General features: G+C 74.2%; 15 protein-coding genes. 5 read left to right on the top strand and 10 right to left on the bottom strand.

The features are described 5' to 3' along the window. Positions 1–90: 90 nt before the first annotated feature. The 4 genes from fxsT to ACF08F_RS06300 form a co-directional block, all read right to left on the bottom strand. Positions 91–4,698: an FxSxx-COOH system tetratricopeptide repeat protein gene (gene fxsT, locus ACF08F_RS06315; protein ID WP_392297310.1), complete on the bottom strand. Its 4,608-nt coding sequence runs from the start codon at positions 4,696–4,698 to the stop codon at positions 91–93. Then, a complete protein-coding gene (locus ACF08F_RS06310; protein ID WP_392297309.1) occupies positions 4,698–5,804 on the bottom strand; it encodes an AAA family ATPase in 1,107 nt (368 codons plus the stop codon). The genes fxsT and ACF08F_RS06310 overlap by 1 nt, the downstream gene beginning before the upstream one ends. Continuing rightward, positions 5,801–7,321: a hypothetical protein gene (locus tag ACF08F_RS06305; protein WP_392297308.1), complete on the bottom strand. Its 1,521-nt coding sequence runs from the start codon at positions 7,319–7,321 to the stop codon at positions 5,801–5,803. The genes ACF08F_RS06310 and ACF08F_RS06305 overlap by 4 nt, the downstream gene beginning before the upstream one ends. Before the next feature lie 168 nt (positions 7,322–7,489). After that, positions 7,490–7,906, bottom strand: coding sequence for an organic hydroperoxide resistance protein (locus tag ACF08F_RS06300; RefSeq protein ID WP_392297307.1), 417 nt, complete (start codon positions 7,904–7,906; stop codon positions 7,490–7,492). A gap of 123 nt (positions 7,907–8,029) precedes the next feature. Here ACF08F_RS06300 and ACF08F_RS06295 point away from each other — a divergent pair, with 123 nt between their 5' ends. After that, positions 8,030–8,512 carry a MarR family winged helix-turn-helix transcriptional regulator gene (locus ACF08F_RS06295; protein ID WP_392297306.1) on the top strand — a complete coding sequence of 161 codons (483 nt, stop codon included), beginning with the start codon at positions 8,030–8,032 and terminating at the stop codon, positions 8,510–8,512. Between the two features lie 75 nt (positions 8,513–8,587). Here the strand turns inward: ACF08F_RS06295 and ACF08F_RS06290 are convergent, their stop codons facing one another. Genes ACF08F_RS06290 through ACF08F_RS06280 form a run of 3 tightly spaced genes read right to left on the bottom strand, consistent with a single transcriptional unit; the run spans position 8,588 to position 11,564 of the window. Next, entirely contained in the window at positions 8,588–10,135 is a 1,548-nt protein-coding gene (locus ACF08F_RS06290) for an MFS transporter (RefSeq protein ID WP_392297305.1), read from the bottom strand. Further along, the gene (locus ACF08F_RS06285; protein WP_392297304.1) at positions 10,132–10,737 is read right to left on the bottom strand and encodes an NAD(P)H oxidoreductase; all 606 of its coding nucleotides are present in this window, start codon (positions 10,735–10,737) and stop codon (positions 10,132–10,134) included. Before ACF08F_RS06285 ends, ACF08F_RS06290 begins: the two co-directional genes overlap by 4 nt. A gap of 44 nt (positions 10,738–10,781) precedes the next feature. Further along, entirely contained in the window at positions 10,782–11,564 is a 783-nt protein-coding gene (locus ACF08F_RS06280) for an SDR family oxidoreductase (protein ID WP_392297303.1), read from the bottom strand. Between the two features lie 150 nt (positions 11,565–11,714). On the opposite strand from ACF08F_RS06280, the gene ACF08F_RS06275 reads away from it, so the two are divergent. The 4 genes from ACF08F_RS06275 (at position 11,715) to ACF08F_RS06260 (ending at position 21,161) form a co-directional block, all read left to right on the top strand. Then, positions 11,715–15,566 (top strand): BTAD domain-containing putative transcriptional regulator, encoded by a 3,852-nt coding sequence (locus tag ACF08F_RS06275; protein WP_392297302.1) that lies wholly within the window; start codon positions 11,715–11,717, stop codon positions 15,564–15,566. Between the two features lie 35 nt (positions 15,567–15,601). Then, complete coding sequence (locus ACF08F_RS06270) at positions 15,602–16,048, top strand: GNAT family N-acetyltransferase (protein WP_392297301.1); 447 nt, start codon at positions 15,602–15,604, stop codon at positions 16,046–16,048. Beyond that, entirely contained in the window at positions 16,045–17,304 is a 1,260-nt protein-coding gene (locus tag ACF08F_RS06265) for an MFS transporter (protein ID WP_392297300.1), read from the top strand. The genes ACF08F_RS06270 and ACF08F_RS06265 overlap by 4 nt, the downstream gene beginning before the upstream one ends. Before the next feature lie 164 nt (positions 17,305–17,468). Continuing rightward, the gene (locus ACF08F_RS06260) at positions 17,469–21,161 is read left to right on the top strand and encodes a S8 family serine peptidase (protein ID WP_392297299.1); all 3,693 of its coding nucleotides are present in this window, start codon (positions 17,469–17,471) and stop codon (positions 21,159–21,161) included. Positions 21,162–21,242: 81 nt separating this feature from the next. On the opposite strand, the gene ACF08F_RS06255 is transcribed toward ACF08F_RS06260, so the two are convergent. The 3 genes from ACF08F_RS06255 to ACF08F_RS06245 all read right to left on the bottom strand — a co-directional run bounded on the left by ACF08F_RS06255 (position 21,243) and on the right by ACF08F_RS06245 (position 25,814). Then, positions 21,243–22,724, bottom strand: coding sequence for an acyl-CoA synthetase (locus ACF08F_RS06255; RefSeq protein ID WP_392297298.1), 1,482 nt, complete (start codon positions 22,722–22,724; stop codon positions 21,243–21,245). A gap of 61 nt (positions 22,725–22,785) precedes the next feature. Next, positions 22,786–23,970 carry an MFS transporter gene (locus ACF08F_RS06250; protein WP_392297334.1) on the bottom strand — a complete coding sequence of 395 codons (1,185 nt, stop codon included), beginning with the start codon at positions 23,968–23,970 and terminating at the stop codon, positions 22,786–22,788. A gap of 218 nt (positions 23,971–24,188) precedes the next feature. Next, entirely contained in the window at positions 24,189–25,814 is a 1,626-nt protein-coding gene (locus ACF08F_RS06245) for a GAF domain-containing protein (protein ID WP_392297297.1), read from the bottom strand. Positions 25,815–25,871: the final 57 nt, after the last annotated feature.

The raw sequence follows: 25,871 nt of genomic DNA, 5'->3' as shown, positions 1-25,871 counted from the left end.
TATCGGGGCGACCCTCCGCCTTGCGATCGCACGCACCAGACCCCGTCGGGCCCGCCCTTCGGGCGGCCGGCGCTACTTTCGCAACACGCCCTAGAAGGGCACCGGCGCGATGTCGACGTCCGCCCGGCGGCCGGCCGCCGAGGCGGCGATCGCCGGGTGGTCCTCGCCGAGCCGACGGCGGAAGCGGGTCAGGGTCTCGGTGTGCAGGACCGTGGCCTCGGCGTCGCGGTGCAGCGCACGCAGGTCCAGGACCACGTTGTTGGCGCAGGCCAGCGTGGTCGGGTGGTCCTCTCCGTGGTCCCGGGTCAGGACCTCCAGGGTCTGCTCGTCCAGCTCCAGGGCCTCCGCGTGACGCCCCTCGGCGGCGTACTGGCTGGCCGCGCCGATGGCCGTGGTCAGTGTGAGGACGTGCGCGTCGCCCAGCGAGTCGCGCATCCCGGGCAGGGCCGCCGCGAGGTGCTCCCCGGCGGCGTCGAGGTCCCCGAGCTGCCGCAGGGTGATGGCCAGGTTCGTGCGGGCCGACAACGTGTAGGGGTGGTCGGGCCCGAGCTTCGCCGCGTAGCGGTCGACGGTCGCCTCTCCGAGCTCCCGCGAGCGCCTCAACTGTCCGTCCTGCCGCAGGTCGACGACGAGATTGGCCCCGCAGGCGACGGCGTCCGGGTGGTCGGGTCCGAAGCGGTTCACGAACTTCGTCCACACCGTCTCCGAGAGCTCCAGCGCCCCCTCGTGGTCCCCCGCGCGGCGGCGGCACACCGAGAGGACACGACCGCAGCTGAGGGTGGTGGGGTTGTCCTCGCCGAACGCCGCGATGTAGCGGGCGTAGACGTCCTCCTGGTGGGCCGCGGCCTCCATGTAGTCGCCGGTCTCACGGATGTCGATCGACAGGCCGCTCAGCGTGTTCAAGGTGTCGAAGTGGTTCTCGCCCAGGTTGAGGGCGCGCAGCCGGACCGTCTCCGTGTCGTACACACGCGCCTCCCGGTACAGCCCCATCAGCCGCAGGCCCACGCCCAGGCTGTGGGCCGCGCGGAGGGTCGCCGGGTCGTCCTCGCCGAACGCCCGCAGGGAGCGCTCGTACACCGACCGGTTGATCTCCAGTCCCCGCGCCATCTCGGCCCGCAGGCGCAGGCCGGTGCACAGCTGGATCAGGGCGTCGAGGGTGCCCTCGTCATCCTCGCCCGCGGTCCGGACGTACGTGTCCGCCGTGCGCTGCATCATCGCGGCGGCCTCCTGGTACTCACCGAGCATGCGCAGCATGAAGGCCAGCCACTTGGCCATCTCCAGCGTCTGCTGGTCCTCGGCGCCGAACTTCTCGGTCCAGATCTCCAGCGCCTCGCGGGCCATCGACGCCGAGCCCTTGTGCTCGCCCCAGACGTAGAGGAACTCCACCATGCCGCGGATGAGACCGCGTACCCACGGCGACTCGCACTCCACGGCCCGGGACACCACCACATGCGGGAGCAGCGCCTGGTAGCGGGGCCACAGTTCGCGCGAGGCGGGGCTGTTGGGGTTGGCGTCCGCGAGGAGCAGATGGGCGCCGTGGCGCATGTCCGCCTGCTGCTGCGGGGACATGCGGTTGACCAGCACGGCCTGGACCAGTCGGTGCAGCTGGATGGTGTCGTGCCGGTGCTCGATGCGGGCCAGGGCGTAGACGTTGATCTCCCGGATGGCCCGGCCGAGTTTGATCGGATGCCGCAGGGCGTCGTCCAGCTCGGGGGCGATCGTGGTGCTCCGCGAGTTGTTGAACAGGGAGCGGGAGATCGGCTCGGGGGCGAAGAAGGAGCAGACCTGGAGGAGTTGGAGCGCGGCGGGGTTGCGCTGTTCGAGCTGGCGCAGCGAGACGTCCCAGGCCGCGGCCACCGACATGGGGTAGTCCGGCGAGGGGACGAGTTCGAGCATCAGCTCGGCGATCTTCTCGTTGATCAGCCGCAGGTACTCGGGCACCGCCATGCCGGTCACGGCCTGCCAGGCCGCCGCCTGCTCGATGGCGAGCGGCAGGTCGCCCAGGGCCTCGGCGAGCTTGTCGGCGTCCTCGTCGGTCAGGTCGCGGGCCCGCCGGCGGAGCAGCGACTTGCTCTCCTCGCGGGAGAAGACGTCGACGGAGAGCGTCCGGGCCACCCGGTCCCACTCCTGGTTCCGGGAGGTGATGAGGATCTTGCCCGTGCCGCCGGTCGGGAAGTAGGGGCGGACGGCCTCCACGTTCTCGGCGTTGTCGAAGACGAGCAGCCACCTGCTGTACGGGTCGCCGCGGCGCAGCGCCTCGCGGACGGCGGGGACGGCCCGGTTGGCCTCGCTGCCCGCGTTCAGCCCCATCCGCTGGGCGAGTTCGGTGAGCGCGGTCAGGATCATCGTGGGCTGTTCCGAGGGGATCCACCACACGATGTCGTAGTCGGACGCGTACCTGTACACGTATTCGATGGCGATTTGGGATTTTCCGACACCGCCCATGCCGTGGAGCGTGTGGGGCAGCACCGCCGAGGTGTCTCCGGTCAGCAACTGCTGGCGGACCTGGGCGAGGAGGTCCTCGCGGCCGACGAAGTTGGGGTTGTTCGGCGGGACGTTGCCCCAGACGGCCGGTACGGAGAGACGGGGGTGGGTCTGCGGCTGCGGGGCGGCCGGGCCGGGAATCGGCGTTCCGTGGGCGGGAGTCGTCGGGCCGTGGGCAGGGGGCGTCCCGGTGTCCGACTGCCCGTCGGGACTCGGGCCGGGAATCGACTGGGCCGGGGTCCCGTTGAGGGCCCGCCCGTCTTCGCGCTGGTGCTGACTGGCAGTGGTGTCGGTCATGGCAAGGCCGCCCGTGTCGGAATTTTCAGGGGTATGACGGATATCGTGGACCAATGGCAGGGAGTTCGGTACGAGCGACGCTCCCGTCGGATCGCGCTCCAGGGCCGCGCTGATCCTCTGAGCCCGGTCCAGGTACGGCCCGGAGAGGGCACGGAGCACGGCGAGCTCGACCCGCACGAACGGAAGGCTTTCCTCCGTAAGTGGTGGGTCGGGTACGTCCTCCGGGGCGAGCAGGGCGCCGCGCAGCCCCCGGGCCGCCTCGAACCGGTCGCCGTAGAAGTCGGACATCGAGCGCGCGACCCGCGCGGTGTCTCCCCGCATCGCACTGGCCAGCAGGGCCTCGCGCGCCCCGTCGACGAAGTCCAGCGGGGTGGGGAACGCGGCTCCGAGCGGCTCCTCGGACGGCAGCTCCTCGACCAGCCCGCTGAGGAACAGCTCGGCCACGTGCGCCGGTTGGGCCTCCGGCACCAGCGCGAGCCGGACGTCCCGCACCAGGCGGGGTTCGAGGACGGTGGCGGCCAGATGGGTGGCCAGCCGGAAAGCGGTGGGCGTGGCGTGGCTGCGGAAGCGGCGGACGCGCTCCTGCACCGACGGCGCGCAGGGCTCGTCGTCCTCGTCCTCCCACGGGACCGGTGCGGGTGCGCCGAGGAGCAGGACGGACGCGTCGGTCCACCCCGGCTCCGTACCGGCCACCAGCGAGGCCCAGCGGCCCAGCCAGCCGGCGTCCAGCTCCAGCACCGGTACGGGTACCCGCCAGGTCCCGGGCGGCGGGTCGAAGGGATCGCGCTCCGCCTCCGGGAAGTGCACGGACAGTTCGGTGTTGCGGGCGCCCGCGCGCGGGCTGCGGAGCCGCACCCGCCGGGGCGTCAGGGCGGTGCGGTGCCAGTCCCGTGCGGACAGCAGGTGCACGACCGCCGTCGGGCCCGCCGTCGCCCACAGCTCCAGGGCCCGCGTGCCCGCCTGGCCCCGCCACAGCGGTGCCAGGGCGTCGGTCAGGACGAGGACGATCCGGCGGCCGGTCCTGTCGATCAGCTCGGCGGGGTCGCCGGCCGGGCCGCGCTCCCCGTACGGGCCGCGCAGCACGACCTCCTCGCCCGCCGCGCTCTCGCGCACGCCGAGCCTGCGGACCCGGACGTCCCGGAAGGCGCCCGACTGCTCCGCGACGGCGGTGAACTCGGCGACCGTCTGCTCCCAGATCGTCATCGTCACGTGGTCGTCGACCACCAGGACCAGGTCGAAGCGCCGCTCGTCCGCCGACCGGACGTAGGGCAGCCACAGGCCGTCCTCGGCGGCGCGCTCGGCGGTGACCTCCTCGTCCAGCTCGATCCCGTACGCCGAGGGCACCGTCTGCCTCAGCGGCCTCAGCCACCGCCCGATCCCGGCCGCGTCCCGCAGGTCCGGCGCGGGGCCGGCGCGGACGTACACGTCCTGGAAGCCGCCCGTGAAGGGGTACGCGGAGACCGCCTCGCCCTCGGGCGGGAGCCGGCCGGGGCCACCGGGGCCGTCGGAGACACCGGGGCCGTCGGAGCCACCCGGGCCGTCGGGCCCGCCGGCGGCCGTCGCGGGCCAGGGGACACCGGGCAGCCGGGACACGGGGTCCGGGCCGTCGCCGTTCGCCGCCGGCCCGGGCGCGCCGACGGGACCGCCGGCGGGAGCCCCGACGGGTGTCCCGGCGGGTCTCCCCCCGGCCGGCCCGCCCGGTGGCCCGTCGGGTGCTCCGCCGTCCGGTGTCGGTTCGTGGCCCCCGGGCGTCCCGGGGGCGTCGAAGGTCCCGGAGAGGGCGGGCGGCACCGCCGGCCGGGGGCGCGGCGGGTCGGTGGACGGGGGCAGCCGGGCCGCGAGCGTCTGGTACGCGTGCAGCCACAGCGCCTCCGCCACCTCGAAGGCCTCGGGTTCCGGCCGGGCGTCGTCGTCCATCAGGGTGCTCCCGAGAGTTCGCGCCAGAGCGCGTCCAGCAGCTCGCCCCAGGCCTCGTCGTCCTCCCGGACGCCCGCCGTCCGCAGGAAGACCGCGTTGAGGAGTTGGTCCGTGGCCAGTCCGCCGTTCTCGCGGCTGCGCTCCATGAAGGCCCGGATCATGGCGTCGGGCCGCCCGCCCTGGTCGCGGAAGTGGGCGGCGATCATGGCGGCGAGCTGGTCCTCGCGCGGCGGGGAGACGTCGAGCCTCACGCAGCGGCGGAGGAAGGCCGGCGGGAACTGGCGCTCGCCGTTGCTGGTGATCACGATGAACGGGAAGGCCCGGCACTTCACCCGCCCGTCGGTCACCGTGACCGTCTGGTCCGGGTCGTCGGTGAACACCCGCGCCTCGCCCTCCTGATGGCGGGCGCGGACCAGCTCGGGGATGTCGTACGAGCCGTTCTCCAGGACGTGCAGGAGGTCGCTCGGCAGGTCGATGTCGCTCTTGTCGAGCTCGTCGATCAGCAGGACCCGGGGGAGTTCGTACGGCAGCAGGGCGGTGCCCAGCGGGCCCAGCCGGACGAAGTCCCCGATCCGCGCCCCGCCCGAGCCGTCCTCCGCTCCGCTCCCGGTCGCCTGGGACGGCACCGGGAGGCCGGCCCTGCCGCGCCCGAGGGAGGCCTGGGCGCGCCCGATGGCGTCGTACTCGTACAGCCCGGAGCGCAGGGTGCTGCGGGAGGTGATGCCCCAGTGCAGGACACGGCCGAGGCCCAGCTCGCGGGCGACGAGATAGGCCAGGGTGGACTTGCCGATCCCGGGCCGCCCGGTGACGAGCAGCGGCCTGCGGAGCAGCAGCGCGGTGTTGATCATGTCGATGTCGTGCGCGTCCTGCCGGGGCGTGGCGCGGCCCACGACGCCGAGGCGCCGGTCGCTCTCGGCGTTCTCGGCCGGTACGGGGGGCAGCACCGGGCCGCCGTCGAAGTCCCGCCAGCCGGGTGGCGCGGGCAGGATGTCACCGAGGCGGATGTCGGTCAGCGGCCGGCCGGTCCCCCGGTAGATCCACCAGCTGCGGCCGCTGACCTGCCCGCCGTTCCGGCCGCTCTCGACCGGATGTTGGACGCCGCTCATATTTCCCCCTCATCGTCGTGTCCGCCCCGCGCGCTTCCGGTGCCGGTACCCGCCGACCCGGACCAGTCGACGATGCGGTTCGGGTCGTCGAAGAGCACGGCGACATGCCGTCCCACGTGGTCGTCCCGTTGCGCCGCGGCGGCGGTGGCGGCCTCGTTCCGCAGCTGCTGGACGCGCTGCGGCAACTCGGCCGGTCTGCCTTTCATGAGCTTCTTGGCCGCCCGCTTGCGGAAGTCGGAGGGTGCTCCCGGGCGGCGGTCCCAGACGGCCATCGGCACGCCGGAGCGCAGGGCGGTCTCCAGCGAGTCCCGGCTGCCGCCGGGGCCGGGGAGCGGGGGGTCGTTCAGGGCGACGGCGACGAGCCGCTCGTCGGCGGTGAGCCTGCTGTTCCACTGGACGGGGTCGTGGCCGCGCTTCCCCGCCGTGTCCCAGTGGCACACGGTGTCGTGGCTGTCCTGCAGCCGCTGCCAGCGGTTGTGCCAGCGCCGGTGGAACTGCGGTGCCCGCATGCGTTCCAGGCTGCGCAGCACGACCGGGTAGCTCAGGCACAGGGCGCTCGCGAAGGAGGACCGGGAGCCGAGCGGCAGCCATTCCACCGCTTCGTTGAGGAGGTGGAAGGGGAGGACGAACTCCAGTACCGGACTGCCGGGGCGCCCGGCCCAGTCGCTCTCCGCCCGGTAGACGAGCTGCTCCACGGCGGGCCCGACCTCGGCGAGCGTCACGAGCCGGTCCTCGCCGCGCTCGGGGTGCCACGGCCCCGGACGGATCTGGCGCCAGTGGGACAGCAGATACCGGTCCGGGCTCATTCCGTGTTTGCACAACTGCACAACGAGGCAGGCGGGTGCTGGTTGTGCGGCCGGGCCCCGGTCGCTCTCCGTGCGGACCGCGGCCAGCGGTGCCGTGAGGCCCAGTTTGGCGGCCTGGGCGTCGTTCCATTCGCGCAGACCGACGGCGGTGGGCCGGTGGGCGGGCGACCGGTCGAGCCTGGTGGCCACCTGCTCGACCAGCACCATGGTGGGGAGCAGTCCGTCGGGGCGGGCGTTGGCCCTGCTGAGGAAGTCGAAGGCCTCCCCGAGGGAGGCGACGGGACGGTGGGGGAGGGGGAGGTCGCCGGCCGCCGCGTACAGCTCGCCGTGCGCGTCGAGGTGGTCGACGCGGGCCAGCAGCCCGCGGACGTCCCGTAACTCCGCCTCGGGCAGGGCCGCCAGGACCGAGGGGGCGGCGACGATCTCCTTGATCCGCAGGACGGGGGCGGAGCCGGGGGCGTACACGTCCAGGGTCGCGAGCAGCTCGGGCAGTCCGCGCGGCTCCCGCAGACAGGCCCGGACGATCTCCAGGGTGTCCAGCCGTGTGCGGCCGTGCCGGCGCACGTTCCCCAGCTCGGGTAACGGGCCGGCCAGCATGCTGATCAGGAGGTCGCGTCCGTCCGGGGTGTCGAGACCCGTCACCGCGCACAACTGGTCCACCAGCGCGTGTTCGAGCGCCGGTGGATGAGCGACATGGCTCTCGCTGAACAATGGCCCCCCCGTCACGGATCCGAAGTTCCCGACTCCCCATCGGACATGGGCGGTTCGGGCGCCGTGGTCCCCCGCTCAGGGTATGGCTCGGGCCTGAGGCGTCGCCACCCCGTACGCGGGTTCCCTCCGGTTCCCTCCCCCGGATCCCCTCCTCCGGAACCGTCCGGACTACTCGACGACCAGCTCGACCGCGATGTTGCCGCGGGTGGCCTTCGAGTACGGGCAGAAGGCGTGGGTCTTCTCCAGGAGGGCGACGCCGGCCTCGCCCTGGAGGTGGTCCGGGAACTCGGCGCGCATGACGACCGAGAGCCCGAAGCCGCCGTCCGCCGGGTCCTTGCCGATGGAGACCTCGGCGGTGACCGAGGCCTCGGAGACGTCGATCTTCTCCTGGCGGGCGACCACGCCCATGGCGCTGGCGAAGCAGGCCGCGTACCCGGCGGCGAAGAGCTGCTCGGGGTTGGTGCCGAGGCCGTTGCCGCCGAGGGCCTGGGGGTGGGCGAGCGGGAGGTCGATGTGGCCGTCGGAGCTGACGGCGCGGCCCTCGCGGCCGTTGGCGGTGGCGACTGCGGTGTAGATCGCGTCCATGGTTCTTCCGTTCCTGTCCTCGGGGGTGGTGTGCCCTCTGCGGTGTCCCCACTATTGATAGCGCACTATTCAGTTGTGCACAACTGAATCGCGTGTGAAGTGTCCTCGCGTATCCTGGGAGCCATGGAGACGCTCGACACGGTCCCGGACGAGGACTTCCTCCGGCTCGACCACCAGATCTGCTTCTCGCTGCACGCGGCGACCCGCGCCTTCAACGGCGTCTACCGCGAGGCGCTCAAGGAGCTCGGGCTCACCTATCCCCAGTACCTCGTCATGCTCGTCCTCTGGGAGCACGGCGAGCTGCCCGTGAAGGGGATCGGCGAGCGGCTGCGGCTCGACTCGGGGACCCTGTCCCCGCTGCTCAAGCGGCTTGAGGCCGCCGGATACGTCGAGCGGCGCCGCAGTCCCGAGGACGAGCGGTCCGTCACCGTGCGGCCGACCGGCGAGGGCACCGCGCTCAAGGCGAAGGCGCTCGGCGTCCCGCGCCGGATCGCCGCCGCGACCGGCCTCCCGCTGGAGGACATCCGCGACCTGCGGGAACGGCTCGACGCCCTCGCCACCCGGCTCGACGCCGTCGACCCGGACGCCCTCGGCTCCTGCACCTGAGCCCCGGGGAGCACGCCGGCTCCCCGAAGGGCGCACGGCCCTTCGGGGAGCGGGTGGTGGAGGCGGTGCGGTGACTCACGCGCGGGGGACGCCCCGCAGGAGGGCGAGGACCACGACCGCCGTCACCAGGGCGAAGGCCGCGCTCAGGCCCGAGGCCGTGTGCAGGGCCGTGGTGAACGCCTCCCGGGCCTGGGCGATCAGACCCTCGTCGGTCAGCGAGAGCGCCGCGCCCAGGCTCTCGTGGGCCGCCGCCGGGGCGTCCGCCGGGATGCCCGTACGGTAGACGGCCACGGCCACGCTGCCGGTCACCGCGATCCCCAGGGCCAGGCCCAGGTCGTAGGCCGTCTGCCCGGTGGCCGCCGCCGCGCCCGCCTTCTCCGGCGGGCCCGCGCCGACCGCGAGCGCCGTGCCGAGGACGCTGATCGGCGCCGCGCCGAACATGATCACGGCGAGGCCCAGGGCCGCCGCCGTCACCCCGGAGGCCAGGGCGACCACCGCGTACCCGACGAGCGAGACCAGGAGCCCGCCGGCCAGGACGTACGCGGGACGGACGCGGGCGGCCACGAACGGCGTCAGCTGCGAACCGGCGATCAGGGCGGCCGCCCCCGGCAGCAGCCACAGTCCCGCGTCGAGCGGGGAGAGCCCGGCGACCGACTGGAGGTACTGCGGGATCAGGTACTCGACGCCGTTCAGCGCGGTCATCCCCAGGAGCAGGGCGAGCAGCGCTCCCGTGAAGGCCCGGCTCCGGAAGAGCCGGAGGTCCAGGAGCGGGGTGGCGAGCCGGTTCTGGCGGCGGACGAACAGCACGGTGAAGGCACCGCCGAGGGCGAAGGCCGCCGCCGCCTCGGCCGTCGGGCCGTGCGCGGCCAGCGACTTCACGCCGTACACCAGCGGCAGCACCGCGAGCAGGAAGAGGACCACGCTCGCCGCGTCGAGCCGGCCCGGCTTCGGATCGCGGTACTCGGGCAGCAGCAGCGGGGCTGTGACCAGCGCGATCAGCATGATCGGCAGGCCCATCAGGAAGACCGACCCCCACCACCAGGCCGCGAGCAGCACCCCGCCGACGACCGGGCCGATCGCGAGGCCGACCGACAGGGCGGTCACCCACATCGCGATGGCCGTGGCCCGCTGCCGGGCGTCCGTGAACATGTGGCTGATCAGGGCGAGCGTGGACGGCAGGACCGCCGCGCCGGCCACCCCGAGGAGGGCACGGGCCGCGATCAGCGTCCCGGCGTTCGGGGCGTACGCGGCGAGCAGCGAGGCGAGCAGGAAGCCCGCCGAGCCCGCCATCAGCAGCTTGCGCCGGCCGAGGCGGTCCCCGAGCGTGCCCATGATGACGAGGGTCGCCGCCGTGAGGAAGCCGTAGATGTCGGTGATCCACAGCAACTGGGCGCCGCTGGGGCGGAGATCCGCGGACAGGTACGGGGTGGCCAGCCACAGCACCCCGAGGTCGGCCGTCATCAGGGTGACGGGGAGCAGGAGGACGGCGAGACCGAGCCACTGGCGGGCCCCGGCCTTCGCGGGCCCCGCCCGGGGCGGGGACACTGCGGCCCGGTCCGCCTCGGACGGGGGCGTTACGGCCCGGTCCGCTTCGGACGGGGACGAGTCACGGGTCGTGGTCATCGCGGGAGAACTCCTTCCAGTGCCGCGTCCGCCTCGGCCAGCAGGGCCCGGACGCGCTCCGGGCGCCGGTCCTTCGGGACCCCCGAGAGCTCGGTGCCGTACACGATCCGCACGGACACGTCCTCGATCCCGCAGTACTCCGAGACCCCGACGCGCAGTTGGGTGTCCACGACGGCGGACAGGCCCAGGTCCTCGATCTCCCGGGCGGACTGGCCCATGAGGGCCAGCCACAGCATCCGCTTGGAGGCCAGACGGGGCTTGCTGCGCCCGTAGGCGAAGCCGTAGTTCCACACCCGGTCGATCCAGCCCTTGAGGACGGCGGGCGGCGCCATCCACCACACGGGGAAGACGACCACGATGTCGTCGGCGGCCAGGATGCGGTCCATGTGCGCGTGGACCTCGGGGGAGTACCTCCTCTCCCGGTCCTCCCAGTCCGGTTCGTCGGCCGGCCGCAGGACGGGGTCGAAGCCCTCGGCGTACAGGTCCAGCACGTCGACGGTCCCTCCCTCGTCCTTCAGGCGGGCGTGGGCGAGCTCGGCGACCTGGGCGGTGAGCGAGTCGGAGCGGGGGTGGGCGTGGACGAGGAGGGTGTGCGGGGCCATGGCGGCGGGTCCTTCGGGGGGAGGAGTGGGAGGGGAGGGGCGGCTCAGAGGCCGAGGCCGGAGCCGCCGCTCGCGTCGATGTTCTGGCCCGTCACCCAGCGGGCGGCGTCGGAGGCGAGGAAGCCGACGACGTCGGCCACGTCCTCCGGCCGGCCCACCCGGTCGAAGACGGAGAAGCCGGCGGCGTGCGCCTTGGCCGCGGGGTCGGCCATCCACGGGTGGATGTCGGTCTCGATCGTGCCCGGGGAGACGGCGTTGACCGTGATGCCCCGCGAGCCGAGGGTCTGGGCGAGGGTCAGGGTCAGCACCTCGACGGCGCCCTTGGAGGCGGCGTACGAGGTCATGCCCGGGAAGGCGACCTTGGTGACCCCGGAGGAGATGTTGACGATCCGGCCGCCGTCGCGCAGTCGGCCCAGTCCCTGCTTGACGATGAAGAACGGCGCCTTGGCGTTGACCGCGAAGACCCGGTCGTAGTCGGCCTCCTCGACCTCGTGGATCAGGCCGGGGCCGGCGATCCCGGCGTTGTTGACGAGGATGTCGAGGCCGCCGTCCTCGCCCGCCCCGGCGTCGAAGGCGCTCCAGAGGGCCTCGGCGTCGCCGGGGACGCCCAGTTCGGCGCGGATCGCGAAAGCGCTGCCGCCGGCCGCCTCGATCGCGGCGACCGTCTCCTTCGCCGCCGTCTCGTTGCTTGCGTAGTGGACGGCGACACGGGCGCCGTCGGCGGCGAGACGGAGGGCGATCGCCCGGCCGATGCCCCGGCTCGCGCCGGTGACGAGGGCGGTCTTGCCGGCGAGGGCGGCGGTGCCGGTGCGGGCGTCGATGCTCATGGTGGGCTCCTCGGGTGGGTGTCCGTCGTGTCGTTTCCTGCTGACGGGAACGACTCTGCCGGGGGGCTGTTCGGGTCCGGCTCGGATCCTGTTCGGGCCTGGTCAGGGCTCTGTTCGGGCCCGGTTCGGGGGCCGGGTTACGGTGGCCGCATGCGATTCGCGGTGCTGGGGGAGACGTCCGTACGGACCGAGGGCGGGCGGCCGGTCCGGGTGCCGGAGCTCAAGGTGCGGGCCCTGCTCGCGGCCCTGCTCGTCGACGCGGGCCGGCCGGTCGCGGCGTACCGGCTCGTCGACGACCTGTGGGGCGACGAACCGCCCGGCAGCCCGCTGCGGGCCCTCCAGGCCAAGGTCTCCCAACTGCGCCGCGCCCTCGACGAGGCCGAGCCCGGCGGGCGCGAGCTCGTCGCCACCCGGGCCCCCGGCTACCTCCTCGCGGTGCCCGAAGGAGCCCTGGACGCCCACCGGTTCGCGGCACTCACCGCCCGCGCCCGGGACACGGCGGAGCCGCGCGCCCGGGCGGAGCTGCTCGGCGAGGCCCTCGGCCTGTGGCGGGGGCCGGCGTTCGCGGACTTCGCGGCGGAGCCGTTCGCGCGGGCGGCGGCCGACCGGCTGGAGGAGGAGCGGCTCGCGGTGCGCGAGACGCTGGCCGAGACACGCCTGCTGCTCGGCGAACACGACCTCCTGGCAGGTGAGTTGGCAGAGCTCGTGGCCCGCCACCCGCTGCGCGAACGGCTGCGGGCCGTCCAGCTGCGCGCGCTCTACCGTGCGGGCCGGCAGAGCGAGGCGCTCGCGGGCTACGAGGAGCTGCGCGCCCTCCTCGCCGACGAGCTGGGACTCGACCCGAGCCCCGAACTGGCCGCGCTCCACACGGCGATGCTGCGGCAGGACGCGGAACTGTCGCAGCCGGCGGGGCGGGTGCCTGTGGCCGCGCCTGAGCCTGGGTCCGCGCCTGAGCCTGGGTCCGCGCCTGCGTCTTTGTCCGCTGCGTCTTTGTCCGCGCCTTCGGCGCCCGGTGGGTCGTCGGTGCGGGGCAACCTCCCCGTACCCCTCAGCGGGATCGTCGGCCGCGACGAGGCGGTGACGGAGGTGACCGGGCTGCTGCGCGAACGGCGGCTCGTCACCCTGACCGGGCCCGGCGGCGTCGGCAAGACCCGGCTGGCCGTCGAGGCGGCGCGGCGGGCGGAGGAGGCGTTCCCGGACGGTGCGTGGCTCGTCGAGTTCGCCGGTGCGGGCGGCCAGCTCGCCGAGGTCGTCGCCGCCGCGCTCGAACTGCGCGACGACGGGGTGTGGGGGCTGCGGCCCGACGGGGAGCGGCCGCCCACCACGGCCGAGCGGCTCGCCGAGGTCCTGCGCGGGCGCCGCGCCCTGCTCGTCCTGGACAACTGCGAGCACGTCGTCGACGAGGCCGCGTCCCTCGCCGAACTCCTGCTGCGTGCCGCGCCCGGACTCGTCGTCCTGACGACGAGCCAGGAGCCGCTGGCGCTCGCGGGCGAGACCCTGTGGGCGGTGGAGCCGCTCGACGCGGACGGCGCGGTCGCGCTGTTCACGGCCCGGGCGACGGCCTCCGCGCCGGGCCTGGTCCTCGACGCGCCCGCCCAGGAGGCGGTACGGGGGATCTGCCGCCGCCTCGACGGCATTCCGCTCGCCCTGGAACTGGCCGCGACCCGGGTCCGGGCGCTCGGCGTGCACGGGCTCCTGGAACGGCTCGACGACCGGTTCCGGCTGCTCGACGCGGGCCTGCGGGGCGCCCCCGCCCGGCAGCAGACGCTCCGGGCGGTCATCGACTGGAGCTGGGACCTGCTGAGCGCACCGGAGCGAACGGTCCTGCGCCGCCTCGCCGTCCACGCGGAGGGCTGCACCCTGGCGGCGGCGGAGTGGGTCTGCGCGGGGGAGGGTCGCGGGGCTGCCGGTGGTCCGGCGGTCGGGCGTACGGCGGCGGGTGGCGGCGCGTCCGGTGGTCCGGGGGGCGGCGGTCCGACACCCGAGGATGCGACGGCTGAGGGTGCGACGGCTGAGGGTGCGACGACCGGCGGCCCGGCCGCGGGAGGCGCCGGCGCCGACTCCCGTACCGACGTGGCCGTCGCCGACGTCCTCGGGCTGCTGGTGCGGCTCGTGGACCGCTCGCTCGTCGTGGCCGTCGACGGACCTGACGGGCCGCGCTACCGGCTCCTGGAGTCCGTGGCCGCGTACTGCCTCGAACGGCTGCGGGACGAGGGCGAGACCGAGGCCGTACGGGAACGCCACCTCACGTACTACCTCCGCGTCGCCGAGGAGGCCGGTACCGCCCTGCGCGGGCCCGACCAGCGCCGCCGCCTCGCCCACCTCGACGCCGAGACCCCGAACCTGCGGGCCGCCCTCGACCGGGCGCTCACCGCTACCGGCACCGAGGGTGCCGCGCTCCGGCTCGTCGACGCGCTCGCCTGGTACTGGATCATGCGCGGGCGCCTCGGCGAGGCGCTCCGCTCCGCGACCGCGGCGCTGCGCGCGCACCCGCCCGGCTGCGCCGACGTGCCCGGCCTCGCCGCCCTGCGGGCCCGCGTGGACGTCTGGCGCACGGGGCTGGCCGTCATGGGCGGCGACGGGACGGACCGGCGCCACCGGATCGAGGCCGCCCTGACGGCCTACGACACGGCAACGACCGAAGCGCCCGGCCCGACGGCCTCGACAGCCCCGGGCGCCTCGTCCGGCCTGCCCGGCCTGACGGCCTCGACAGCCCCGGGCGCCTCGTCCGGCCTGCCCGGCCTGACGGCCTCGTCCGGCCTGACGGCCTCGACAGCCCCAACCGCCCCAACCGCCCCGAACGCCTCAACCGCCTCAACCGCTCCGACCACCCCAACCGCCTCAACCGCCCCAACCGTCCCGACCGCCCTGGCCGACCCGGCCGCCATGCCCGACCCGGCCGCCACGCCTGACCCCGCCGCCACGCCCGACCCGGCGGCCGCATCCGTCCCCCTCCCCACCCGTACCTACGAAGGCGCCGCCGGCCTGCCCTGGGCGCGTTGGTTTCTCGCGCATGCGCTCTGCGGTACCGGGAGTCAGGTCGAGGGCGGGGAGCTGACCGGTCGTGCGCTCGACGGCTTCCGGGAGCGTGGCGATCGCTGGGGTGAGGCGGCCGCGCTCGCGGACCGGTCCGTGCAGCTCCTGCTCCGGGGCGACGTGGCGGGTGCGGAGGCCGACGCGGCTCGGGCGGACGCGCTGTTCGTCGAGCTCGGCGACGCGTGCTCGCGGCTGTGGACCGTGTACCCGCTCGCGACCGCCGCCGAGATCCACGGCGAGTACGAGCGCGCGGACCGGCTCAAGAGGGCCGGTCTGGAGGTCGCCGAGAGCTTCGGCCTGACGACCGAGGTGCCCGACCTGCTCGCCGGGCTCGGGCGTACGGCCCTGCTCCGGGGCGATCTCGCCGAGTGCCGGAGCTATCACGAGGCCGCACGGGACCGGGCCGCCGAGGTCGGGTTCCGCGCGGGCGAGATCAACGCCGTCCTCGGGCTCGGCCTGGGCGCCCGCCGCGAGGGCCTCCACGAGGAGGCCGAGCGCCACATGCGGCAGGTCCTCGACTGGCACCGCTCGGTCGGCCTCGACTCCGCCAACGCCCTGATCCTGGCCGAGCTCGGTTTCTCGGCGCTCGCGCGCGGCGACCTGGCGCAGGCCCTGAAGCTTCAGGAGGAGGGGTACGGCACCGCGCTGACCTCGGGCGACCCGAGGGCGGTCGCGCTGGCCCTGGAGGGCCTGGCCTCCGCGCACGCCCCGGCCGGCCGGGCCCGGGGGGCCGCGCTCCTGCTCGGCGCGGCGGCGGCGCTGCGCTCCTCGACGGGCGCGCCGCTGCCCCCGGCGGAGCGCGTCGACGTCGACCGTACGGAGGCGGCGGCCCGCACCGCCCTCGGCGAGGCGGCCTTCGCCACGGCCTTCGCCCACGGCGGGACCCTCACCCACGACACCGCCGTACGCGAGGCGGCCCATGGCGGAGGCCAGAGCGGGCCCACCACCGCGTTCATCAAAATGTAAGGAGTAACTGCCGCTTACGTCCCTATACTCGCTCCATGCCCGACATCACCATCCGGCGCGCCGTCGCCGACGACTCCAAGCGGCTCACCCGGCTCGTCCGGACCTCCGCCGCCTACCGGGGCGACTACGCCGCCATGGTCGACGGCTACCAGGTCGGCGGGGCGTACATCGAGCACCACCGCGTCTTCGTCGCCGTCGGCGGGGACGACCGGGTGCTCGGCTTCTACGCCCTCCTCGTCGACGAGGCCGAGCTCGACCTCGCCTTCGTCGCCGACTCCGCCCAGGGCCTCGGCATCGGCCGGCTGCTCATGGAGCACATGACGGGTCAGGCCAGGGAGGCCGGACTGCCCGCCGTGCGGGTCGTCGCGCATCCGCCCGCCGAGGACTTCTACCTGCGCACCGGCGCCGTCCGCACCGGCACCCTCCCGCCCGCCGGACGGGTCCACTGGGCCCGCCCCGAGCTCCGGTACGACATCGCGTGACCGCCACGCAGGAAACCCGGGAACAGTCCCGCCGCAGGATCTTCGCCGACCTCACCCCGCTGCGGACCTCCGCCGACTACCGCCGCCTCTGGTTCGGGAGCACCGTCTCCTGGGTCGGCCAGGGCATGACCGCCCTCGCCGTCTCCCTCCAGGTGTACGACATCACCCGCTCGCCCTTCTCCGTCGGGCTCGTCGGGCTGTTCTCCCTCGTCCCGCTCGTCGTCTTCGGGCTGTACGGCGGCGCCGTCGCCGACACCGTCGACCGCCGCAAGCTCGGCCTCGCCAGCGCCCTCGGCTCCGCCGTCCTCTCCGTGGCCCTCGCGGGCGCCGCCTTCGCCGGCTTCCACCAGGTCTGGTTCCTCTACGGGATCGTCGCCCTCCAGGCCGTGTGCGCCGCGCTCAACGCGCCCGCCCGCAGCTCGATGATCCCCCGCCTCCTGCCGCCCGAGCAGCTGCGCGCCGCGAACGCGCTCAACTCGATGGTGATGACCTTCGGCACGCTCGTCGGCCCCAGCCTCGGCGGCCTCATCGTCGGTGTGGCCGGCTACCAGACCGCGTACCTCGTCGACGCCCTCGCCTTCTCCGCGAGCCTCTACGCGATGTGGCGGCTGCCGTCGATGCTCCCGGACCGGACGGGAAGCAAGCGGGCCTCGGTCCTCGACGGGCTGCGCTTCCTCGCCACCCGCCCCAATCTGCGCATGACGTTCCTCTCCGACTTCTGCGCGATGATCCTGGCCCACCCCCGCGCCCTGTTCCCGGCCGTCGCGGTCCTCTGGTACGGCGGGGACGCGAAGACCACCGGACTCCTCGTCGCCGCGCCCGCGTTCGGGGCGCTCCTCGGCGGTGTGCTCTCCGGCTGGCAGGGACGGATCCGCCACCACGGACAGGCGATCCTCGTCGCCGTCGCCTGCTGGGGCACCGCCATCGCCGTCTTCGGACTGACCCGGAACCTCTGGCTCGGGCTGCTCCTGCTGGCGCTCGCCGGGTACTCCGACACCGTCTCGATGATCTTCCGGAACACGATGATGCAGGTCGCCGCACCCGACGAGATGCGCGGCCGGCTCCAGGGCGTCTTCATCGTGGTCGTCGCGGGCGGGCCCCGGCTCGGCGACTTCCTCGCGGGTTCCGTCGCCGACCTGACGTCCCCGGCCGTCGCCATCACGGGCGGTGGCGTCGCCTGCGTCCTCGCCGTCGGCCTCCTGGCCCTCTACGGCCGCTCTTTCCGCCGGTACGACGCACTCGACCCCACTCCGTGAGGCTCCGTGCGGGTTTCGACCCGAACCGGCCGTCCTGACCTGGCGGTTGGCCGCCACGGCGCATAACCGCCAGGAGCAACCGGGGTCAACTCCCGCCCCACAGGCCAAGACTCCTCGCGGCACCCGGAAAACCCCCTACCCCGGGTCCGCGAGGAGTTTCGTCGATGACGTCGAGGATCACCCCCTTCGGCAGAGGGAGGGCCGGCCTGCTCGCCGCCGGCATCACCCTCGTGATGCTCTCGGCCGGGCAGACCGCCGCCGCGCCGGGCGCCACCACCCCCGTACCCGCGACCTTCACCGGGGCCAAGGGCACGGGCACCAGCACCACCGTCACCCTCCTCACCGGAGACCGCGTCACCCTCACCGACCTCGCCGACGGCAAGCAGACCGTCACCGTCGACCGGGCCGAGGGCGCCACCGGCGCGATACGCACCCAGGTCGTCGACGGACGCGTCACGGTCGTCCCGGACGAGGCCGCCCCCTACCTGGCCTCCGGCACGCTCGACCCCCGGCTCTTCGACGTCACGGGCCTCGTCGAGCAGGGCCTCACCGGGGAACTGCCGCTGATCGTCACCCACGGGTCCAAGGGGGCCCGGGCCGCCGCCCCCGCCCCGCGCGGCACCGAGACCGTCCGCGCCCTCCCCAGCATCGGCGGCGCCGCCGTCACCGCCACCGACCCCGCCGCCTTCTGGCAGGACTTCACCGCGCCGAAGGCCCGCACCGCCGCCCCCGCCAAGGTCTGGCTCGACGGCCGGGTCGAGGCCGCCATGGCCGACTCCAACGCCCAGATCGGCACCCCGAAGGCCTGGGAGGCCGGGCTCACCGGCAAGGGCGTCAAGGTCGCCGTCCTCGACACCGGCGCCGACCTCGGCCACCCCGACCTGGCGGGCCGGGTCACCGAGAGCAAGTCGTTCATCGAGGGCCAGGAGGTCGCCGACCGCGACGGCCACGGCACGCACGTCACCTCCACCGTCGGCGGCTCCGGCGCCGCGAGCGACGGCAAGGAGAAGGGCGTCGCACCCGGCGCCACCCTCGCCGTCGGCAAGGTCCTCAGCGACGAGGGCTCCGGCACCGAGTCGCAGATCATCGCCGGCATGGAGTGGGCCGCCAAGGACATCGACGCGAAGATCGTCTCGATGAGCCTCGGCTCCCGCGAACCCAGCGACGGCACCGACCCGATGGCGCAGGCCGTCGACACCCTCACCGCCGAGACCGGCGCCCTCTTCGTCATCGCCGCCGGCAACTCCGGCGCCCCCGGCTCCATCGGATCGCCCGGCGCCGCCGACTCCGCGCTCACCGTCGGCGCCGTCGACTCCGCCGACGAGGCCGCCTACTTCACCAGCCAGGGACCCCGCCACGGCGACCAGGCCCTCAAGCCCGACCTCTCCGCCCCGGGCGTCGGCATCCTCGCCGCCCGCTCCCAGCTCGCCGCCGGCAGCGGCCTCTACACCGCCATGAGCGGTACCTCGATGGCGACCCCGCACATCGCCGGCGTCGCCGCGCTGCTCGCCGAGAAGCACCCCGACTGGACCGGCGCCCAGCTCAAGAACGCCCTCATGTCCTCCTCGAAGACGCTCGACGCCTCCGCGTACGCCCTCGGCGCCGGCCGCGTCGACGTGGCCGCCGTGATCGCCGCGAACGTCACCGCCACCGGCTCCGCCGACCTCGGCTTCGCCTCCTGGCCGTACGAGGAGAACAAGCCGGTCACCAGGACCGTCACCTACACCAACTCCTCCGACGCACCGGTCGAGTTGAACCTCGCCGTCGAGGGCATGCCGACCGGGGTCGCCGCCCTCGCCGACACCACCCTCACCGTCCCCGCCCACGGCACCGCGAGCACCACCGTCACCGGCGACGGCACCAAGGCCCCCGTCGGGCGGTCCTCCGGCCGGATCACCGCCACCGCCGGCGGCACGCCCGTCGCCCACACCGCGCTCGGCCTGGTCAAGGAGGAGGAGCGCTACACCCTCACCGTCCACGTCAAGGACCGCGACGGCGCCCCCACCGCGGCCTTCCTCGGCATGAAGAAGCTGACCCCGGGCGAGGACCCCTTCCCGGCGGCCGTCGGCGACTCCGGCACCGTCGAACTGCGCCTCAAGCCCGGTACGTACACCGTCGACAGCTTCCTCGACGTGCGCGGCTCGCACGGCGCCGACTCCCTCGGCCTCGGCTTCCTCGCCTCCCCGGAGGTCGTCCTCGACCGCGACCGCGAGATCACCCTCGACGGACGGCAGCTGCGCGAGATCCGCGCCGAGGTCGAGAAGCGGACCGAGACCCGGCAGCTCCTCATGGAGTACGACCGGAAGGCCAACGGCACCTCCTACACGGACATCGTCCAGGTCCCCATGACCTACGACTCGCTCTTCGCCGCGCCGACCGCGCCCGTCACCGACGGCACCTTCGAGTACCGGACCGTCTGGCGCCTCGGCAAGCCGATGGTGGAGGCGAGCGTCGACGGCGTCCGCCTCTCCGGCGCCACCCCCCAGGGCGGCGCGACCCTCCTCGAAGGCCGCCACCGCCTCGGCCTCGTCGACGCGGGCACCGGCACCCCCGCCGAGTACGCGGGCAAGGACGCCACCGGCAAGGCCGTCCTCGTCCGGCTCACCGCCGGCGCCGACCCGACGCAGCTCGCCCAGACCGCCCAGGACGCGGGCGCCAAGGCCCTGTTCGTCACCGACGACCGGCCGGGCCGGCTGATGAAGTGGTTCGGCACCGCCGACTACGAGGACCGGCCGCTCTCCGTCTCCACCGTGAACACCGCCGACGCGAAGCGGCTCGCCGCCGGCGCGGCCCGCGGCCAGCGCGTCGACCTGACCGGCACCCGCTTCACCCCGTACACGTACGACCTCTCCGAGGGCCACCCCCGCGCCATCGGCAAGGACCTCGTCTTCCACCCCGACGAGGACGAACTGGCCACGATCCGCTCGACCTTCCACGCGCCGACCAAGCGCGCGGAGCTGGGCGGCGAGTTCCGCTACTCGATCACCGACGCCTTCCCGATCGGCGTCGGCTTCAAGGAGTGGATCGCCTTCCCGGCCGAGCGCACCGAGTACGTCTCCACCGGCACCGGCCAGCGCTGGCACGAGTCCGTCGACCTCGGCGACTCCCTGGAGGAGCGCGGCGGCACCCCGTCCTACCGGGGCGGCAGCCGCGTCGACCTCGACTGGTTCGGCCCCGTCTGGCACCCCTGGCTCGGCACCGGCCTCGGCTGGGGCCAGCAGCGCACCGGCAACGACCTGCGCTTCAACACCCCGGGCTGGGGCGACTCGGGCACCGACCACACGGGCTTCGGCAACGTGTGGAGCGACCCGACGATGAGCCAGTTCACCGAGGTGTACGTCGACGGCGTCCGCGTCGACCGGAAGAAGAGCTCCGGCGCCTACGCCTGGGACGCCCCGGCACAGGAGGCCACGTACAAGGTCGTCACCGACACCGCGCTCGACCCGGCCCGCTGGCGGCTCGCCACCAAGGGCCACAGCGAGTGGACCTTCCGCTCGGCCGAGACCCCGCACGACCGGATCACCTACCTGCCGATGCTCAACCTCGGCTTCGACCTGGACACCGACCTCGACGGCGACGTCAAGGCCGGAAGCAGGCTGCCCGTACGGACCTTCGCCGAGTACGTGGACGGCGCCTCCGGCACCGGCACGATCACCGGCGGCACCCTGGACGTCTCCTACGACGAGGGGAAGACCTGGACGAAGGTCGCCCTCAAGCCCTCGTGGCGCGGCGCCTCCTGGAGCGGTGAGCTCCGCATCCCGTCCGGGGCGGCCTCCGTCTCCCTGCGGGCGGGCGCGAGCGACGACCAGGGCGGCACGGTCACCCAGGAACTGATCCGCGCGCTCGGCGTGAAGTAGCGGCGCCGAACCAGTGCGAGGCCGGGCCCCGGTGAGCCGGGGGCCCGGCCTCTTCCCTTCCCTTCCTTCCTCGATGCTCGGTCAACGAGTGGAGGGGAGCGCCTTCTTCAGGACCTTGCCCATGTCGTTGCGGGGGAGCGCGTCGAGGTAGTGCACCACCCGGGGCCGCTTGTGCGGGGCGAGCAGGCCCGCCACGTGCTCCGCGAGCTCCGCCTCCGCCGGGGGTGTCGCGGCGTCCGCCGGCACCACCCAGGCCACGATCCGCTCGCCCAGGTCCGGGTCCGGCTCGCCCGTGACGGCCGCCTCCCGCACGCCGGGGTGGTCGAGCAGCGCGTTCTCTATCTCGCCCGCCCCGATCTTGTAGCCGCCGCTCTTGATCAGGTCGGTCGCCTTGCGGCCCACCAGCCGCACCGCGCCGTCCGCCTCGCGGACCGCCATGTCGCCGGTGCGGAACCAGTCGCCGTCGAAGGCCGCGGCCGTCGCGTCCGGCCGGTTCAGGTAGCCGGAGAAGAGGTTCGGCCCGCGGACCTGCACCTCGCCGACCGTCTCCCCGTCGAGCTCCTTCAGGACGGAGCCGTCCTCGTCCACCAGGCGCAGGCCGACGCCCGCGAGCGGGGTCCCGACGCTGCCCGGCCGGGGCTCGCCGCCCGGCCGCACCCCGGTGTTCATGAGCGTCTCGGTCATCCCGTACCGCTCCACCACCGCCCGGCCCGTCGCCGCCGTGATCCGCTCGTGGTCGTGGACCGGCAGCGCCGCCGAGCCCGAGACGAGGAGCCGCGCCCCCGCCAGCGCCTCCACGAGGCGCGTGTCCTCGTCGAGCGCGTCCGCGATCCGGTGGTACATCGTCGGCACCCCGAACAGCATCGTGCCGCCGGCGCCCAGCTCCCGTGCCACGCCCTCCACCGAGAACGCGCCCAGGTGCCGTACCTCGCCGCCCCGCCGCAGCGGGCCCAGGAGGCCGAGGATCAGCCCGTGGACGTGGAACAGCGGCAGCGCGTGCACGAGCACGTCGTCCGCCGTCCATTCCCAGGCCTCGGCCAGCGCGTCGAGGGAGGCGGCGATCGCCCGGCGGGAGAGCACGACGCCCTTCGGGGGGCCGGTGGTGCCCGAGGTGTAGACGACGAGGGCGGGGGACTCGGCGTCCTCCGGTTCCGTCACCGGGGCCACGGGCCCGTCCGGGGCGAGGTCCACGTCGATCCGGGGGAGTGCGGCGAGCCCGGCCGGCAGCTCGTCCCCCGGCGCCGCGAGCACCGCGCCGGGCGCGCTGTCGCCGAGGATGTGCGCCAGCTCCCGCTCGCCGGTGCGCGGGTTGAGCGGTACGGCGGGCACGCCCGCGAGCAGGGCGGCCACCACCGCGACCGCCGTGTGCGCGCTCGGCGTGGCCCAGACGGCGACCCGGCCCGCGCCCCCGATCCGCTCCGCCAGGGCGCCGGCGGCGCGGGCCAGTCCGGCGTACGTCAGCATCTCCGGGCCGCAGCGCAGCGCGGGCCGGCCGGAATCGGTCGCGGCCGGGGAACCGCCCTCCGGGGATCGGGCGTCCAGGGCGGGGAAGAGCGCACTCACCGGTCGTACTCCTCGGGTCGATGTCGAGGTCGAGGGTTGCCCGGAGAATTCTGCCCGCCCGTCAGGGCCGGCGGACTGTGATCTTCGTCGGCTCGGGCTCCGGCTCGCCCCCGCCGGGCCGGATCCCGCGCATCCGCCCGTACGCGTACACACAGCCCGCGAGCGCCAGGTCGGAGAGGAGCATGAAGCCGATGGAGTACGAGCCCTTGGCGCTGTAGATCGCGCCCATCACCAGCGGCGGCACGAAGCCGCCGAGGCCGCCCATCGCGCCGACGATGCCGGTGACGCTGCCGACCTGGGCCTGCGGCGTGACCTGGGAGACCAGGGCGAAGACGGAGCCGCTGGCCGTGCCGAGACCGGCGGCCATGACGAGCAGGGCGATCGTGCCGCCCGGGTTCAGCTCGGGGTCGAAGGCCTGCACGATCGCGAAGACGGCGACCACGCCGAGCGCGCCGGCCGTCACGAGGGCCGGGTGGACCCGGTCCGAGAGCCAGCCGCCGATCGGCCGGAAAACGACGGTGACCACGGCGAACCCTGCGGCCTTGGTGCCCGCGTCCGTCGGGTCGAGCTCGTACCAGGTCTTCAGGTACGTCGGCAGGTAGACGCCGAACGCGACGATGCCGCCGAAGCCGATCGCGTACAGCGCCGACAGCTCCCACGTCACCCGCAGCCGCCCCGCCGAGCCGAGCCGGCTCGCGAGGGAGGCGGTGGGCACGGGCCGGTCGGGGCGGTCGGTGATGAGGAGGGCGGCCAGCACGGCGTACACGGCGAGCGCGATCGCCACCACGATGAAGGGGAGGTTCTCGCCGTGCTTCGCGATCCGTGGCGTGAAGTAGCCGGAGAGTGCCACGCCGCCCATGCCCATGCCGAAGACACCGAGCGCGAGACCGCGCTTGGCGGGCGGGAACCAGGAGTTGACCAGCGGGATGCCGATGGCGAAGGTCGTGCCGCCGAGGCCCAGGAGGAAGCCGACGACCAGCATCAGGGCGTAGCTGTCCTTGGCGACGATCAGGAGCAGCACGGGGATGATCGTCAGCGCCGAGACGACAGGGAACATCAGCTTCGCGCCGTACTTGTCGGTCAGGGCGCCGGCCGGGATGCGGCCCACCGAGCCGACCAGGACGGGTACCGCGACGAGCAGCGACTGCTGGAAGGAACTGAGGTCGAGGCGGTCGCCGTACCAGCTCGCGATCGGTGCGATCAGGTCCCAGGCCCAGAAGGTGAGCGTGAAGCCGATGGTGGCCATCACCAGGTTGCGGTAGGCCGCCGCTGTCGGGGGTTTGGTCTCGGTGTCCACGCCTCCAGTCAAGATCGGGGCGGGGACGGCGGCGCGCGGGACTGCTCCGTCCGGGCCTCTCCGGCCCCGGTGGCGCAGACGAGCCCCCGTGGCGCCGGCAAGCCCCATGGCCCGTACGGCACCTACGGCCTCTCCGGCCTCTCCGGCCTCTACGGCCTCTACGGCCTCTACGGCCTCTCCGGCCTCTGCGGCCAGACGACCGTGGTCGGCGGGGTCCCGTCGTCCTCGACCCGCAGCCGTACGCCCTCGCCGCCGGCCGTCACCTCGACCGTGATCGCGGTGATCCCGGGCCGCCGGTGGGCCGCCGCGAGCGCCCCGCGCAGGGCGGCGAGCAGCTTCCCTGCCTCCTCGTCCTCGACGAGCGTGTCGACCGCGCCCGAGAAGTGCACGGACGGCTGGAAGCCGAGCAGGGCCGCCGCGCCGCCCGTCTCGCGCAGGACCCGGCCGCGGAAGGAGGTGGGCGCGTCCGCCGGGGGCTGCTGGAGCGCGAAGATGGTCGTCCGGACCTCCTGGATCGTCGAGTCCAGCTCGTCCACGGCCCGGCCGAGGAGCGCGGTCTCGTCGTAGGCGGAGCCGTCGGAGCCCTCTGGGCTGTCGGGGCTGTCGGGGCGCGCGGTGCCGTGGGAGCTGTCGGCGCCGGCCGCGCGCCGGCGGGTCGACTCCAGCATCATCTCCGTGGCGAACAGGCGTTGGACGACGAGGTCGTGCAGGTCCCGCGCGATCCGGTCCCGGTCCTCGTACACCGCGAGCCGCTCCCGGTCGTGCCGGGCGTCCGCGAGGACCAGCGCGAGCGCGGCCTGCGAGGCGAACTGCGAGGCCAGGAGGCGGTCCACCGCCGAGTACGGCGGCCCGCCGCGCCGCCGGGGGAGGGCGAGGGTGCCGATGAGCTTCCCGCCGCTCTGCAGGGGCAGCATCATCGACGGGCCGAACCGGGACCGGACATGGGTGGTCATCCGGGGGTCCGTCGCCGAGTCCTCCACGAAGACGGGTTCCCCGCCGAGGAGTTGGACGAGGACGGGGGAGCCGGGCGCGATCGTCGTGCCGACCAGCTCGCCGGGGTCGTCGTTGGTCGAGGCGGCGACGATCTCCATCCCGCCCTCGGGGGTGGGCTGGAGGACGACGCCGGCCGAGGCGTCGGCGAGGATCCTGGCCTGCTCGGCGACGGTCATCAGGGCGTTCTCGGCGGACTCGCCGGTGAGGAGGGCGGTGGTGACGGCCGCCGCGCCCTCGATCCAGCGCTCCCGCTGCCGGGTCGTCTCGTACAGGCGGGCGTTGCCGATGGCGATGCCGGCCTGGGAGGCGAGGATCCGGAGAAGGCTGAGGTCCTGCTCGGTGAAGGGGCCCGTCCGCTTCTCGGTGAGGTAGAGGTTGCCGAAGACCTGGGTGTGGACCCGGATCGGGACGCCGAGGAAGGAGCGCATCCGCGGGTGTCCCCCGGGGACTCCGGACGAGCGGGGATCGGACGTCAGGTCGTCGATCCGCAGTGGCTGCTGGTCCTGCGCCAGGAGGCCGAGCAGCCCGGTGTGGCCGTCGGGGAGCCCGCCGACCCGCTGCCGCTCCTCGTCGGTCATGCCGTGGGTGAAGAGGTCGGTGAGCCGGTGGCGCTCGGGGTCGACGACCCCGAGCGCTCCGTAGCGGGCCCCCGTCAGTTCGGCCGCCGAGTCCACGAGGTGCTGGAGGGTGGCGTGGAGTTCGAGATCCGTACCGACGCTGAGGACGGCTTCGAGCAGCAGGGGCAGGAGGGCGCCGTGCTCGTCCACGCCGCCCTCGTCCACGTCTTCGGACCCGTCCATGATCGTCACGGTCTCATTGTCGTACGAATCGTATGAATCGCACGAATGGGGTGGAGG

Origin of the sequence: Streptomyces sp. NPDC015130, from assembly GCF_043080005.1 — a bacterium.
GTDB lineage: Bacteria > Actinomycetota > Actinomycetes > Streptomycetales > Streptomycetaceae > Streptomyces.
This window is presented reverse-complemented; position numbering and strand designations above follow the sequence as displayed.